This window comes from Pseudomonas sp. FW305-28, assembly GCF_017351395.1.
GTDB lineage: Bacteria > Pseudomonadota > Gammaproteobacteria > Pseudomonadales > Pseudomonadaceae > Aquipseudomonas > Aquipseudomonas fluorescens_AA.
The window spans coordinates 35,721-50,113 of the sequence record NZ_JACNDD010000032.1 but is presented as its reverse complement, the minus strand read 5'-3'; the positions used below and the strand labels follow the sequence as shown (position 1 = coordinate 50,113).

The following is a 14,393-nucleotide window of genomic DNA, read 5'->3' as shown; positions in this document are numbered from 1 at the left end:
GGCATCGGCCCCAACGAATTAAAGATCCACACGACCACCGCTACGGCCGCCAGCACCGCAACCACAATGCTGATAAACACCCATTTAAGGATTTTCAACCCTTTCGACGGCTGGGACGCAGGGAAGAGAGCCTCTTCCGAGAGCCTCATTTTTTCGGCGCAGCGCGGGCAAGCAGCGTTTTCGTCAAGAATGACGGACCTGCATTGATCACAGATTTTCATGGGGCGAGGCTCATAAGAAGGGGGGGCCATCATGGGCGGTGATGATGCGTTGAAACGACCGGGGATCGATAGGATTCATACCGGCTGGGTCCCAGGGAGGAGGGCGCAAGGGGAGCGCCGCGTATCCGGTCGCGCTGATCCTACACCAAGGTCCGGAGGCTGCTAAGGGGCGGAATGTAGACTGCGTCAACTGTCAGGCAAGTGTTTGGGTCTATGCTTACCTTGCCCCTCTTGAATCAGGCCCCCCCATGCACGAACACCGAACGGTCCACAAGGAGTACGCGTGAGACATTCGATATCGGTTGCAGCGCTGCTTTGTCTCTTGCTCGGCACGGTTGCCAGGGCCGAGCAGTATCAGATCGTCACCGAAGAATGGGCACCGTACAACTATCTGGAAAACAACCGGCTCACTGGCATGACCACCGAGATCGTCCGGGCCATCATGGCGCTGACCGGGGATGACTTCGAGGTGTTGCTGCAACCCAGCATGCGTGCCACCCAAATACTCAAGCACCGCCCCAAGACCATCATGTACTCCCTGTTTCGCACGCCGGAACGCGAGTCGTTGTACAAATGGGTCGGGCCAATCGTGGAAGAGTCCATCCACCCCTATCAACTGGCCAAGGCGCCGCCGGTGAACTCCCTGGAACAACTGCTGCACGCCCCGCAGATCACCACGCGACATGCCGGCCTGGTGCCGACGATGCTGTTGTCGCTGGGCTTTAACAACCTGGACAAAAGTGCCACCGAAAGCAAGCTGCTCTATCGCATGCTGCTTGCCGGGCGCACCGACATCATCGTCGGCGACACCGATGCGGGCGTGGTCTACTACAGCCGCCAGTTGAATATCGCGCCGGGCACGCTGCGGAAAATTCCTATCGAGCTTTATCGTTCGTCGTTGTATATCGCTTTTAGCTTGGACTCTGAAGACGAAGTGGTCGCGGCATGGACCAAGGCTTTGGAGCAGTTGCGGCGATCAGGGGAGCTGGGGCGGATTCAGCGGCGGTATGAGCAATAGAAGAGCGGAGCCGGCGCAATGCCCGCCTGACGACGGGATGCAGAAAACCGCTCCGCGATCCACTCAGCCACCACAGTCGCAACTGAGCCTGCGATGACGGATCAGCGTGTATAGGGGCCTTGCAAGTTCACCTGATTGCCAAGGAACCAGCCAAACCAACTGGCGACACCGAGCCAGGGATCGGTCCGGGCCATGATGTCCATCAGGTTGACGTTCAGTGTGCCGGTGAGGTCCGTCATCATCGCTGTCGTTGGATAGCTTTTGACGATATTGCTGTCGCTCCAGATGATCGCGAACTCGTAATACGTCCCCTCGACATAGGTGCCCTCGGGGGCTCTGGGAATGGTGAGTGTCGAGTAAGCATCATATCCACTGCCGCTGAGCGGGTCGGGGCAGGCCCAGGCGATTGCCCAGAAGAGCGGCATCAGGTTCTGGTAGGCCTGCAACATCAGCCCGTTGGCCATGGCGGTAGCGGTGGAGCTGTCGCCGTCCGAGGTCGAGGAGCCGCCGTTGTTGCCAGTGGGTATCGGCAGGTTGCCGTTGTCGGCGTAGTGGTAGAAGTTCATCAGGCGCCCGTGGTCGCTGACGATGGTCGTGTAGAAGTTGCTTAGGCTCGTGTTGCTCGCTTCGAAGGAGTCGGCGACCTGCTCCCAGTACTGGCCGATGGTGATCGAGCTGGACGTTCCGTCGAGGCTGCTGGTGATCACCCGGATGACATCGGTCACGGCAACCACCGCAAGATTGGCCCAGGGGGCGACGGCTTCGGGGAAAAACCACACCAGCGAGTAACCGAGATCCTTGAGCAGTTGGACGAAGTCCAGCAGCGTGCTGTCGTCGGTCTTGGCCTGCATGTTGGCGATCGCGGCGCTTATCAGGGTATTGGCCGTGCTCTGGGCGGTATTCAGGGTGCCTTGGGTGTAGGTGTAGAGCGATTGAAGTTGTTCGACAGCGCTCATTTCCTGCCAGACCGTATAGATGATCTGGAGCCAGTCATCGGCGGCCACACCCGTCGGCGCAGCGGGGGCGGTGGGAGAAAAGCTGTAGTTGCCACTGGCGTCGAACTGCAACCAGGTGGCGAGCTCGGTGGTGACGGTGTTCGGGGACCAGTCCGGGGACGTCGCAAGCCCACGTGGATCGAGTGGATCGTTGGAATTCGCGCCATTGATGATGTCGCCGAGTGTAACGCACAGCGCCGAGTAGGCATTGTTGAAATCAGGCCAGGCCATGGCGGGTTGATCGACGATGGATTGCAGCAAGTCCATGGTTGGCTGCTGTGGCGCGAAGCAGATGACGACGTCGTGAGTAAAAATGGTGTACCAATCGCTTTCCACGTCGTACCTGGCGGAGCAATAGCCAAAGGTGCCCGCGCCGCACACACCACCGTAGCGCATGGCCCAACGGTTGGCCGCGACGGCCAGAACACTCATGTTCGAGTCCATCAGGTTCGCGCTGTCCAAGGGTTCGAGAATGCCCGCCAGGATCTGATCCATCAGTGCCGCACGACCCGCCTTGAGTACCTGGATGCCGGGGGTGTTGCTGAAGACGTAGACGCCTCGGTAGTTCTGCCCATTCTCGACCGCCATCTCCCAGCTCGGGATGCCGGCCACGTAGGCGTTACCGTTGGCGTCGCTTTGCGTCAGGGCATAGGCATGGGCGGCAGCGGCCCAACGCCGCTCGTCAGGATCGCCGGTCTGGTTCGAAGTCAGCGTGAGGGGCGGCTGATTGCCGTAGGCGCTCGCCAACGCGGCGTTGAGTTCGTCGTCGCTGGGCTGCAGCAGCGTGACCTGGGTGCCCACCGGGAACAGAAACGCCCCGACGACGGGATTGCCGTTGTCTTCAGAGCCGGTTTCCCACGACGGGATCGCGAACGCGTAAAGCGGGTTGCCGTCATCATCCTGCTGGCTCAGCGCCCAACGAAGAATGCCGTTTGCCCAGTAGCGGTAATCGATGAAGGAGCCGGTCAGCGGAGGATTGATGTCCGAGAGCATCTGGAGCACGTCACTTTGCAGAATGTTCTGCCAGACAACCGCCACGCCGGTACTTTCGATGCCGCCATTGGTGGGTGGAACAGCGGCAAATGCAGGGGCGATGGCACGTTTCGTATGCTCGGAATCGTCGAGATTGAACATGAGAGATATCCCTATCTGCGAGGCAACGTCGTGTTTGGGTGATGCGCTTGTGCGTGCAGTGACGTGACGGTGCTATGAAGTCTAGTCCGGTATTTGTACTTGGCGAGTGAGCCGGGCGTCGGCGAAGCCCCTGTAGTCGCGCAATGTCGTTACACATGCGGCTCTGCCAGTTTTCGTACAGTCCCTGGTGTCTCGAGAAATTTGTGGCTTTAACTGGCCAGAGTGATCACACCCTGGGCCGCGAGGACGAGATCGGCTGCCCGCTCGCCAATGACCACGCAAGGCGCCATGGTATTGCCGACGGTGATTCGCGGCATGACCGAGGCATCCGCGATCCGCAATTTCTCGATGCCATACACGCGCAACTGATGGTCGACCACAGACATTTCATCTCGGCCCATTTTAGCGGTGCAGGACGGGTGCCAATAGGACACGGCAGAATTGCGGATGAACTGCTCCATGGCGCGGTGCGCTTTCGGTCCGGGCACCACCTCGCGCTTTACCAGGTCGTTGAAGGTTTCGCTGTTCCCGAGTGCCCTGCAGAGGTCGATCGATGCAAACGCCGCCGCCATGTCCTCGGGCGCGCTCAGCGAGTTCGGCTCGATGAGCGGAGCATCCGACGGCCCGGCGCCCGATAGGCGCAGGCGCCCTCGACTGACAGGCCTGGCCAGCCCTGCGAACATCGTCCAACCCTGTTGCGGTGGCTGGATACCCACTTCAGCAGGAGAGGGCACCGCAAATTCAAGCTGGCAGTGCAGCAGGTCTGGCGCGTCCAGGCGACTGTCGCTTTTCCAGTACAACGTGGTTTCACAACCGCCGCCACCCACCGCCTGGGGTTGCAGGTACTCCCAGGTACAGCCAAAGGCAACATGATCCTGAAGATTCTGACCCACACCGGGAAGGTGACTGATCGGGACGATGCCATGGGGGCGCAGTTCACTTTCCGGGCCGATGCCTGACTGCATGAGCACCTTGGGCGTGTTCACCGCGCCCATGGACAAGACGACTTCGGCTTCGGCATAGAAGCGGTACCGTTGCCCTTCGATGATCACTTCGACACCGACCGCCCTTGTGTCCCTAAGCAGGACACGGGCTACCAGCGCGCCGGTGAGGACGGTCAGGTTCGGTTGGTGCAGCCGTGGTCGGACATAGGAATCGTAAACGGATTCGCGCCTGCCCTGGTTGATGCGTAGATCGGTGATCGCGGCCCCGCCGGGGCCTTCCATCATCGCTCCGTTGGGACTGTCATATCGGGGGATACCCAAACGACTGGCCGCTTCCAGGGTTGCCCAGGCGAGGGGTTGAGGCGAGTCCGGCTGCTCGACATGCACGGGGCCACCTGAACCACGCCGTGCGGCATCCGGGCTGCCGTGCCAGTTCTCGATCCTGCGGTAGTAATCCAGCACCGAATCGTATCCCCAGGCGCAGTCGCCGGACTCGGCAGCGAAGTGATCCCAGTCCGATCGATGCCCGCGTGCCCAGACCATCACGTTGATGCTGGAGCCACCTCCAAGTCCCTTGCCCATGTTCAAGGAAAGACGACGCCCGTTGAGGTGCGGATTGGGTTGCCCTGCGAATGCCCAGTCGCGCTCTGAACCGAGGTTCAGCGGCCACTGCGCCGGCTCTGCAACTTCAGGGCCGGCGTATTCGCTGCCTGCTTCAATCAACAACACGCGTGCGTTGTCCTGTTGGGCAAGACGGGCCGCAACCACGCAGCCCGCCGTACCCGCACCACACACGATGAAGTCGTAGTTCCGATCACGCCGATGATTCATGCGTCCGTCCATATCGATGCAGCGGTTGGGCTCAGGGTTATCGGGGGTGTCGTGCCGCAGCGATCACTGCTCGCCGACGCTTTTCACGGCCTCGAGAATCACCTTGGCCACTTCGGCCGGCTGCGATTGCTGGGGCACATGGCTGGTGTGCACCTGCGCCAGGGTGGCGCCGATACGCTTGGCGGCGGAACGCTGGACATCGGGATGGATCATCCGGTCCTCGGTGGCGAGCAGATACCAGGACGGTTTGGTCTTCCAGGCGGAGACGGTCGTTTTGTCCTCGAACGCGGATGCCTTGATGGGGCCTTGCGTCGCGGTCATCACGGCGGTCTGCGCCGCTGGAAGATCCTGGGCGAAGTCCTTGGCCATGCCTTCCGGGGTCAAGTAGAGGAAACCGTTGCCGTCAGCTTTGATCTGACTGATGCCCGGGGGCGTGGGCGCGCCTTTGCCTTGTTCGCCGCTGGTTTGACCGGCATCGGGAGCGAAGGCGGCGACGTACACCAGGGCACGGACTTTCTTGTCGCTGCCGGCCTGGGTAATCACGGTGCCGCCCCAGGAATGACCGACCAGCACGACCGGGCCCGGCTGATTGTCCAGCGTTCTTTGCGTGGCAGCGACATCGTCGGCAAGCGAGGTGAGCGGGTTTTGCACGACCGAAACGGCGACCCCCTTGGCTTGCAGAAGCGGCACGACCTTGGCCCAATCGGAGCCGTCGGCGAATGCGCCGTGTACGATGACCACCGAAGGCGTTGTATCTTGGGCCTGGCTGATACCGGCGGCCAATGTGCTTGCAAGGGCGAAGGCGACGGTGACGGCTTTTGATCTGAATGTTTTCATGGGATGAACTCCTGTGTGGGAGCTCAATTCTGCTGACTGGCCTGCTTCGTGGGCATCGGTCATTTATCCGACCCCAAGGCATTTTCATGGATAGTGCGTTGCAACTGGACATTTCATTGAGCGCAGCGCTGCAGGCGATCGGCCAGGTCGGGGACCTCAGCATGGGCCAGCCACTCGGGCATTCGCGACGCGTTGCCGCACTGGCGCGCAGTCTGGCGCAGGCCTCACACGGCGATGGCGAGCACCTGAGGGTGGCGGAGCAGGTCGCCTTGCTGCGCTGGTCCGGCTGCACCGCCAACGCCGAAGGGTTTGCGGATCTGCTCGGTGATGACGTCGACGGCCGCCGTGCGATGCTCGACCTGACCCTGAGCAAAGAGGCCATGAACGCGGTGCATCAGGCGACCCCGCTGGCCGTCGTGCACTGCGAGGTCTCCGGCGAAGTCGCGAAAACCCTCGAACTGGGGGCCGCTGTCGAGGCAGGCTTGTGCCGCGTATTCGAAACCTACGATGGGACTGGCCGGCCGCTGGGCTTGACCCATGAGCACATTCCGGAGGTCGCCTATCAGGTGGTGCTTGCCGGTGATCTGGACATTCTCAGTCGAGCACATGGCTTGGACGCGGCGCTGCGCTGGATCCGCGACCAGTCGGATCGGCGCTATCCCGCTGCCCTCGCGTCGTTGCTCATGGATAACGCCAGGGCGTGGCTGGCAGACCTGGATGGTCGCTCTCAAAACCCGGTCCATGGGGAGGCCGAACGCTCCGTCTCGCTGACCTTGGTGGGGGACGTGATTGACTTGAAGCTACCCTGGCTGGCGGGGCATTCGCGGCGGGTGGCGCATGTCGCCATGGAGGCTGCACGCTTGTGGGGGCTAGGTGAACCCACCCTGACAGCGCTCGGAAAGGCGGCGCTTGTCTACGGTCTGGGTCGGGCAGCCGTTTCCAACCAACTCTGGAACACCGCCGGGGCGCTGCCTTATAGCGCCGCGGAGCGGGTGCACCTGGTTCCCTACTGGACGCAACAGGCGCTGAGGCCTATCGGTGAACTGGCCGTGCCTGCCGAGATTGCCGCCCATGCCTACGAACGGCTCAACGGCAGTGGCTACTTTCGAGGTGTGATGGGGGATGCGCTGTGTGCCGAGCATCGGCTGCTAGCCACTTCCGTAGCCTGGGTCGCACTCAGGGAAGCCAGGCCCTGGAGGGCGGCCCACGGCGAATCGGAGGCGGCCAGACTGCTGGAGCAGGATGCCGCCAGTGGTTTGTTCGACAAGGCTGTATGCGAAGCGGTTATCGCCGCTGCACGTGGCGAGCGTCGGACTCATCAGCCGAAGAGTTCGTTACTCACCGCACGGGAGTGTCATGTGCTCCTGGAAATCAGCCGTGGCGCCAGTAACAAGCAGGTGGCGCGGCTGCTGGACATCAGTCCGAGCACCGTTCGCACACACATGGAAAGCATATTTCGCAAACTGGAATGCTCGACCCGAGCTGCCGCGACCCTGAAGGCATTGACGCTGGGCTTGATCTCCTGATGCCAAGGCGCGCAGGTTGAACATTCGAAGCTCGGTAACAGGAGGTCCGGCAGGCCTTCTCCTTTGACGTTCAACCTCGTACGGGGGAGGTCCGCGACCTGCGTGTGTTCGCTTTTGGTGTTATTGAAAGTCATTATCATTTGATATATTCTCGCGACTCCTCCTCGCTTGAGTCGCTTGCGTGTCCAGGCCATCCGATCCTCATTCCACCGACGGCCAGTTCGAGAGCCATTCGAGTGAACTGCTGCGCTTCCTCACACGGCAGGTGAAGTGCGCAGAACTGGCGGCCGACCTGCGCCAGGAGACTTGGTTGCGCTTTCGCCGGCGCGAGTCCGAGCAAGAGATCGGCAATCTTCGTGCGTTCCTCTATCGCATCGCGCGCAACCTGATCATCGACTACCGCCGTCAGCAAAAATCCCGTCCCGTCGAGGAGGAGATATCCATCGAATTGGTCAGTGCCCAGCCGGGTCCGGAGCGAGCGGCAAGCGACGCCCAGCGCCTGGAACGACTGCAGCGCGTGGTCCAGGATTTGCCACCGCACCTGCGCCAGGCGTTGTTGTGGAATCGCCTGGACGGGCTGACCCAGCGTGAGATCGGCGAGCGCCTGGGGGTCTCGGAAAGCATGGCCGGACGCTATATCCTGAAGGCCCTCGAACACTGCCAGCAACAGATGGACCCGCAGCCGTGAATCATCCTTCGCTTCTCGATCAGGCCCGGCAATGGCAGGTGCTGCTGCATTCTGGCCGCGCCACCGCTGCCGATCGCGCTGCCGCGCAGGCCTGGCGTCAGGCGGCGCCCGAGCACGAGCAGGCGTTGCGTGAGGTGGAAGGGCTGTGGTCGTTGCTCGGCCAGATAGAACGTCCGGCCGAGCAGCCTCAGGTGCGCGTGCTGCGTCGTCGTCGACAGTGGGCGGCTCCACTGGCCTGCGCTGCGATGCTGTTGCTCGCCCTGTGGCTACCGCGCGGCACCTGGATTGGCCTGTATGCCGACATCAGCACCCAGCCGGGGGAGGTGCGCGAGGTGCGTCTGGCCGATGGTTCGCTGTTGACCCTCAACGGCGATTCGGCGCTGGACTGGCAGTTTGTCGATGGTCGCCGTGAGGTCAGGCTGTACCGCGGTGAGGCGGATTTCCAGGTCGCCCATGACCCGGCCCGGCCGTTCATTGTCAGGGCCGGCGAGGCGCGCATCCGCGTCACCGGCACGCGCTTTGATGTGCGTCTGGAGGAGGGCGGTGTCGACCTTGCGGTAAGCGAGGGCCGCGTGCTGGCCTCCAGCGAGGGGCGCGAGCCGCTGCCGGTGGTGGGCGGGCAGCAGGTGCAGTGGCGTGGCGGGGCGCTGCAGGCGCCGCAAGCACTGGATGCGCGTCAGCGCTTGGGCTGGCAGCGCGGCAAGCTGGTGTTCCGCGACCAGCCGCTGGAGCAAGTGTTCGCCGAGCTTGAGCGCAGCCAGTCTGCGCGGGTGCTGTTTGTCGACGAAGACGCTCGCCGGCTACAGGTGACCGGCGTGTTCGCCCTTGATGATCCACAGGCGGTGTTGAGCGCTGTGGAAACCACCTTGCCTGTGCGTCTGGTGCGCCTGCCGGGGTTGATCCTGGTCACGTCCCGCCGCTGAGGCCCGCGCCTGTCCCTCCAAAAAAAAGAAAATATTTAGGCGGCGGTGGTTCAGAAATCATCGCCGCCTTCGTCTTCCGTTCCTGCAAATGCGACTTCTTCGTATTGATAGTCAAGGACACCAGCATGCGGTCGACCCCCTTCCTCGCGGCGCTAGCCGTTCTTCCCCTGGCCATTGCCGCCGCACAGGCGCAAGCCGTCCAGCTCGACGTGCCTGCCCAGCGGCTCGACGCGGCGCTCACCGATTTCGCCGAGCAGGCCGACGTGCGATTGCTCTATGACGCTGGCCTGACCCGTGGCAGCGCCATGGTGCCGGCACTCAAGGGCGACTATTCGGTGGTCGACGGCCTGCAGCGGTTGCTGGAGGGCAGCGGCCTGACCTTCCAGGCCGGCAACGACGGCACCATCACCCTGGTGCCGCTGCCCGAGCAGGGCGTGCTGGAGCTGGGCCCGACCACCATCAGCGGGCTCGCCGAAGGTCGTGTCGACCTGCCGGCCGAGTACGCCGGCGGGGAGGCGGCGCGGGGTGCCCGCATCGGCGTGCTGGGCAACCAGGACATGCAAGATGTGCCCTTCGCCTTCTCCAGCTACACCTCCGAGCTGATCGAGAAGCGCCAGGCGCAGACTCTGGCCGATGTGCTGGCCAGCGATCCGGGCGTGCGTCAGTCGTTCGGCTTTGGCAACTTCTCCCAGGTGTTCGTCGTGCGCGGGTTCCAGCTGTTCAGCGACGACATTGCCTTCAACGGGCTGTACGGCATCCTGCCGCGCCAGATCATCTCCACCGAGTCGGTCGAGCGGGTCGAGGTGTTCAAGGGGGCCAACGCCTTTGTCAATGGCGTGTCGCCGTCGGGCAGCGGTGTCGGCGGGGCGATCAACGTGGTCTCCAAGCGCGCCGAAGACACCCCCACGCGCAGCGCCACCCTGGACTATGCCAGCGACAGCCGAGTGGGCGGGCACCTCGACCTGGGCCAGCGCTTCGGCGAGGACAACCGCTTCGGCGTGCGGGTGAACCTGGCCCAGCGCGAGGGCGAGACCGCGGTGGACGATGAGCACTCGCGCTTCAGCCTGGCCACCCTAGGCCTGGACTACCGGGGTGACCGTCTGCGCCTGTCCGCGGATCTCGGTTACCAGAAACAACGGGTCAATGAGGGGCGCTCGGTGGTCTACCTCACCACGACGGGACCTACCAGCACACTCAACGGCAAGACGCCGTCGGCACCGGACTCCGACCACAACTACGCGCAACCCTGGAGCTGGTCTCAGCTCGAAGACACCTATGGCATGTTCAGCGCCGAGTACGACCTGTCGCCCACGTGGACCGCCTACCTGAGCGCAGGCGGCAAATACACGCGGGAGAACGGTGTCTACGCCTCCAACTACGTCTACGGCGCGAATGGCGATGCCCGTATCGGCCGCCTCTATTCGCCGCTGGACCAGGAAACCCTGAGCGCCGTCACCGGGCTGCGCGGCGAACTCGCCACCGGGCCGGTCAGCCACAGCATCAACCTGGCCGCCAACGGCATCTGGCAGGAAAAGCGCAACGCGTTCGAGTCCACCGCGGCGGGCAGTCGTGGCTTCGGCAATCTGTATGAGGGCCAGCCCGTCGCCGAGCCACCGGCCACCAGCGTCTCCGGCGATATCCACGACCCGGACGCCACCGCCAAGGTGCAGAACCGTAGCCTGGCGGTCTCCGACACCCTGGGCTTGCTCGACGACCGCGTGCTGCTGACCCTGGGCGTGCGCCGCCAGTCCATCGGCGCCGACGCCTGGAGCGCGGCCAGCGGTGCCCGCACCTCCAGCTATCAGGAAAGCATCACCACGCCGGCCTATGGCCTGGTGATCAAGCCCACCGAATACCTGTCGCTCTATGCCAACCGCGTCGAGTCTCTGCAACAGGGCCCGACCGCGCCGGCCGCCGCACTCAACAACGGCGAGATGTTCGCCCCCTATCGCTCCAAGCAGACCGAGGTGGGCGCCAAGCTCGACTGGGGCACCTTCGGCGGCAGCCTCAGCCTGTTCCGCATCGAGCAGCCCCAAGGCGTGCTCGGCGGCGACGGCTACTACCGGGTGGATGCCGAGCAGCGCAATCGCGGCGTGGAACTGAGCCTGTTCGGCGAACCGCTGGACGGCCTGCGCCTGCTGAGCGGCGCCACCTGGACCAAAGCCGAACTGCGCGGCACCGCCGGCGGTCGCGACGATGGCAACCAGGCGGTAGGCGTGCCGAAATTCCAGTTCAATCTGGGCGCCGACTGGGATGTGCCCGGCTTGCCCGGGGCGAGCCTGAACGGTCTGCTATTGCGCACCGGCGGCCAGTTCGTTGACAGCGCCAACGAATACAGCATCCCCGCCTGGACCCGCGTCGACCTGGGCGCGCGCTATCGGACGAAAATGGATGGCCGCAGGGTGACTTTCAACGCGATGCTGGAGAACGTTGCCGATGAGAACTACTGGGCCTCGGCCAACGGTGGTTACCTGACCCAAGGGGCGCCGCGTACGCTGAAAGTGTCGGCTACTGTTGATTTCTGAGGTTGTTGGCGATTAAAGAGGTGCCGTTGCAAGTTGTGTGATTACGCTAAAGGCGGTTTCACTAAACGCTCCGAGAGGCTGCATTTGTGGCCTCTGTTGTTATTGCTGTGAGATTGGGGCGATTGGCGCTTTTCGCTAGGCAGGAGCCGGCCAGAAGCTGCCACTCAAAGCGACTCGATAGTTCCCACCCGACCGTGCATCATCATGCTCCCCACGATCCCGTCTTGGCAGCGAGGCCGTAGGTGCAGTACCTGCCCGCCCGCAAAAACAAGCCTTTTGAAATGGAAGTCATCTCATGTTCGTACGTAACAAACTGGTTCCGGAGTTAATGGTCACCCACCTGGATAGCAGCCTAGTTTTTTGGGTTTCTCATCTGGGGTTCAACGTAGCTTATCAACGTCCGGATGATGGATTTGCGTACCTTGATTTGAATGGTGCTCAAGTAATGCTTGAGCAGGTTGATCCAGACGCGGGTCAATGGCTGACTGCGTCGTTGACCAAGCCGTTTGGAAGAGGCATCAACCTACAGATTGATGTAGAGGCTGTCGCACCCATCATCCAGAAACTTGTTCAGGCTGGATGTCCACTCTATCGAGAATGCAAAGACACCTGGTATCGGGCTGACGACATAGAAGTAGGCCAACGCGAATTCATCGTTCAGGATCCCGACGGTTATCTCGTAAGGTTGGTAGAGCGGTTGGGTGAGCGACCGGCTTGTTCAATATGAATCTGAGCCAAGCCGACCGTCAGCAATGGGTCGATAGCAGTCGGTCGCGAGTGACCGCTATCGACCCATAGCAGTCCTTCAGTGAGGGCTGCGAACAATTTGTGAGAAGCGGAAGCTGTGACGGATGCTCTCAATTGACGTATGTTCTAGGAATACGCCGTCATCACGGCATCAGCAAATACATAATCAACACGGAAGTACATATACACCATGAAGAAATGCTTCAATGCAGAACAATATGGGCTATTAATTCAATGTTCCCAGAGAGAAGATTTCTCAGAGTGGAATGATTATGTCTCGCAAACCCAAGACATTATCGACTTTCGAGATGCAAATCTGGAAGGTATAAAGATTGTTGACGCAAAATTCATAAACTCCAATGGCAAGGGAGCGAATTTTTGTGATGCCAATCTAAAAAGTGCAAAATTAGAAGGCGTAGATATGTCCGACTGCCTATTCTTAAATGCCGACATGACCGGTATTGAGGCGGCCGGATCTATATTTCAAGGCTCTAAATTTGACAGGGCACAAATTTCTAACGCCTTTTTTGCACTGTGCCATTTCAATGAGGCAAGCTTTCAACAAAGCAATTTGATTTCGGTGAGATTTTTTAGCTCAAATTTTTACGAGTGTAGCTTCTACAAAGCAGACCTCTCGGACGCACAGTTTCAAGGCGGCGGTAGAAATCCACTCCTAAACGGAGAGTCGAGATTCAATTTATGTGGGGCAATTTTTGCAGATGCGAAGTTTACAGCTAGGACTTACTTCCATCTTGCGAATGTTTCGAGGGAAACAGATTTTAGAACAGTAACGTTTGAGAACGCCTGTTACTCTGCTGGGCTTCGCCAAACTCTTCAGTACTGTAATCGTAGGCATAACTGGATTGCATGGTATGAGAAAACCGGAAAAACAAAAAGCTTTCTAGCTAAATTGTTCTGGATGGCGTCGGATTATGGGAGATCTCCTCGGCAAGTCGCAATATCATTTTTGATCGTATGCTTGTCCTACTCACTCCTTTACTGGTTAATACCCGGATCAACATCAGGAAATGAAGGAGGCGATTTAAGTATAGTGCAGAGCTTGTATTTTTCCGTCGTCACCATGACAACTCTTGGTTATGGAGACATTGCTGCCAACAAGTCAAGCTGGCTATCCCAAGCGCTAGTCATAACGCATGTCCTATTTGGTTACGTGATACTAGGGGCTCTGCTTACCGTACTATCGAATCTGTTCACTTCTGATGGGCCACCGGAGGGGCTGATAAAACATCCTATTACGGCAGGTACCCTTACCAGGCTCCATATACCTGATACTAACAGAACTTCAGCCGAGAATGAGCCCTCTCCGGTTTAGGTGTATTGTGTAGCAGCTATTGGCATCCATCGCCACATAGCGGTCACAATATGATCAAAACATGTGATATATGATTTTTACATGCTTTGATCACTTTTCAGCCAACTAAGCCAATGCTCCGGAATTTACTCTGGGCCCAATTGCATTGGCTGTTTCAACAAACCCGATAAGAAAACGAAATCCCAAAGGTTTGCCTCTTTAGCGGTAGTCTCCGGGTCTTCACGCTGCCATGTCCAGTCATCCATATTGTTATGGCAGAGAAGCTATATCATGTGATGCCATTGCTAAAAACATATTCGCAACCCGATCTGTTGGCCCCTCGTATAGGACTTGAAAGAAAGGGAATGGTGATCCAGATGCACAGAAGTGCTCTGCCCATCACCAGATGCGCAAAGAATGACGTTCATCTCAGTCTCATCACCCGCCATCGCTGCCGGCACGAACACTAACCCGCCGTCACTCACGCCGTAGGACCGTCGCCGTTCAGGAAAACTCTTTCCATCTGGATTGGAAACGCAGAACCAGTGAATCTTGTTCATTTAGTTATTCTCGAATGGCAGTAAAGTGGAGTAAGGCAGTTCGTCGCCCTCAACCGCGGCAAGCACCTGGTCTGCCTCCCAGCCGTGTAATAGAGGATCGACGGGTTTGCCACATTTGGGACAGAAAGCAGG

At 60.2% G+C, this 14,393-nt stretch carries 11 protein-coding genes and 1 pseudogene; 7 read left to right on the top strand and 5 right to left on the bottom strand.

The annotated features are described in order from the left end of the window. Positions 1–221, bottom strand: a pseudogene (locus J4E53_RS10285) (hypothetical protein); the annotation flags it as partial. A gap of 283 nt (positions 222–504) precedes the next feature. Here J4E53_RS10285 and J4E53_RS10280 point away from each other — a divergent pair. Continuing rightward, positions 505–1,239, top strand: coding sequence for an ABC transporter substrate-binding protein (locus J4E53_RS10280; RefSeq protein WP_060741606.1), 735 nt, complete (start codon positions 505–507; stop codon positions 1,237–1,239). A gap of 101 nt (positions 1,240–1,340) precedes the next feature. Here the strand turns inward: J4E53_RS10280 and J4E53_RS10275 are convergent, their stop codons facing one another. The 3 genes from J4E53_RS10275 to J4E53_RS10265 form a co-directional block, all read right to left on the bottom strand. Beyond that, entirely contained in the window at positions 1,341–3,368 is a 2,028-nt protein-coding gene (locus J4E53_RS10275) for a hypothetical protein (RefSeq protein ID WP_103308675.1), read from the bottom strand. 209 nt (positions 3,369–3,577) lie between these two features. After that, the gene (locus J4E53_RS10270) at positions 3,578–5,143 is read right to left on the bottom strand and encodes a GMC family oxidoreductase (RefSeq protein ID WP_103308674.1); all 1,566 of its coding nucleotides are present in this window, start codon (positions 5,141–5,143) and stop codon (positions 3,578–3,580) included. A gap of 63 nt (positions 5,144–5,206) precedes the next feature. Next, positions 5,207–5,980, bottom strand: coding sequence for an alpha/beta hydrolase (locus tag J4E53_RS10265; protein WP_060741621.1), 774 nt, complete (start codon positions 5,978–5,980; stop codon positions 5,207–5,209). A gap of 86 nt (positions 5,981–6,066) precedes the next feature. Between J4E53_RS10265 and J4E53_RS10260 the strand changes: the two genes are divergently transcribed. The 6 genes from J4E53_RS10260 (at position 6,067) to J4E53_RS10235 (ending at position 13,722) form a co-directional block, all read left to right on the top strand. Beyond that, positions 6,067–7,506, top strand: a complete 1,440-nt coding sequence (locus J4E53_RS10260; protein WP_103308673.1) for an HD domain-containing phosphohydrolase — start codon at positions 6,067–6,069, stop codon at positions 7,504–7,506. A 181-nt stretch (positions 7,507–7,687) separates the two neighbouring features. Beyond that, positions 7,688–8,194: an RNA polymerase sigma factor gene (locus tag J4E53_RS10255; protein WP_060741623.1), complete on the top strand. Its 507-nt coding sequence runs from the start codon at positions 7,688–7,690 to the stop codon at positions 8,192–8,194. Further along, on the top strand, positions 8,191–9,117 hold the full coding sequence (locus J4E53_RS10250; protein ID WP_103308672.1) for a FecR family protein: 927 nt from the start codon (positions 8,191–8,193) through the stop codon (positions 9,115–9,117). The genes J4E53_RS10255 and J4E53_RS10250 overlap by 4 nt, the downstream gene beginning before the upstream one ends. Before the next feature lie 125 nt (positions 9,118–9,242). Further along, positions 9,243–11,642, top strand: a complete 2,400-nt coding sequence (locus J4E53_RS10245; protein ID WP_103308671.1) for a TonB-dependent receptor — start codon at positions 9,243–9,245, stop codon at positions 11,640–11,642. Positions 11,643–11,937: 295 nt separating this feature from the next. Continuing rightward, positions 11,938–12,369, top strand: coding sequence for a VOC family protein (locus tag J4E53_RS10240; protein ID WP_103308670.1), 432 nt, complete (start codon positions 11,938–11,940; stop codon positions 12,367–12,369). 210 nt (positions 12,370–12,579) lie between these two features. Further along, the gene (locus J4E53_RS10235; protein WP_103308669.1) at positions 12,580–13,722 is read left to right on the top strand and encodes a pentapeptide repeat-containing protein; all 1,143 of its coding nucleotides are present in this window, start codon (positions 12,580–12,582) and stop codon (positions 13,720–13,722) included. A gap of 284 nt (positions 13,723–14,006) precedes the next feature. Here the strand turns inward: J4E53_RS10235 and J4E53_RS10230 are convergent, their stop codons facing one another. Further along, complete coding sequence (locus J4E53_RS10230) at positions 14,007–14,261, bottom strand: hypothetical protein (protein WP_103308668.1); 255 nt, start codon at positions 14,259–14,261, stop codon at positions 14,007–14,009. Positions 14,262–14,393 lie beyond the last annotated feature (132 nt).

What these genes read in the sequence shown, in the direction of transcription:
- J4E53_RS10240 (WP_103308670.1), top strand. Translation starts at nt 11,938, where the DNA reads ATGTTCGTACGTAACAAACTGGTTCCGGAGTTAATGGTCACCCACCTG.
- J4E53_RS10260 (WP_103308673.1), top strand. Translation starts at nt 6,067, where the DNA reads ATGGATAGTGCGTTGCAACTGGACATTTCATTGAGCGCAGCGCTGCAG.
- J4E53_RS10270 (WP_103308674.1), bottom strand. Translation starts at nt 5,143, where the DNA reads ATGAATCATCGGCGTGATCGGAACTACGACTTCATCGTGTGTGGTGCG.
- J4E53_RS10245 (WP_103308671.1), top strand. Translation starts at nt 9,243, where the DNA reads ATGCGGTCGACCCCCTTCCTCGCGGCGCTAGCCGTTCTTCCCCTGGCC.
- J4E53_RS10230 (WP_103308668.1), bottom strand. Translation starts at nt 14,261, where the DNA reads ATGAACAAGATTCACTGGTTCTGCGTTTCCAATCCAGATGGAAAGAGT.
- J4E53_RS10265 (WP_060741621.1), bottom strand. Translation starts at nt 5,980, where the DNA reads ATGAAAACATTCAGATCAAAAGCCGTCACCGTCGCCTTCGCCCTTGCA.
- J4E53_RS10275 (WP_103308675.1), bottom strand. Translation starts at nt 3,368, where the DNA reads ATGTTCAATCTCGACGATTCCGAGCATACGAAACGTGCCATCGCCCCT.
- J4E53_RS10235 (WP_103308669.1), top strand. Translation starts at nt 12,580, where the DNA reads ATGAAGAAATGCTTCAATGCAGAACAATATGGGCTATTAATTCAATGT.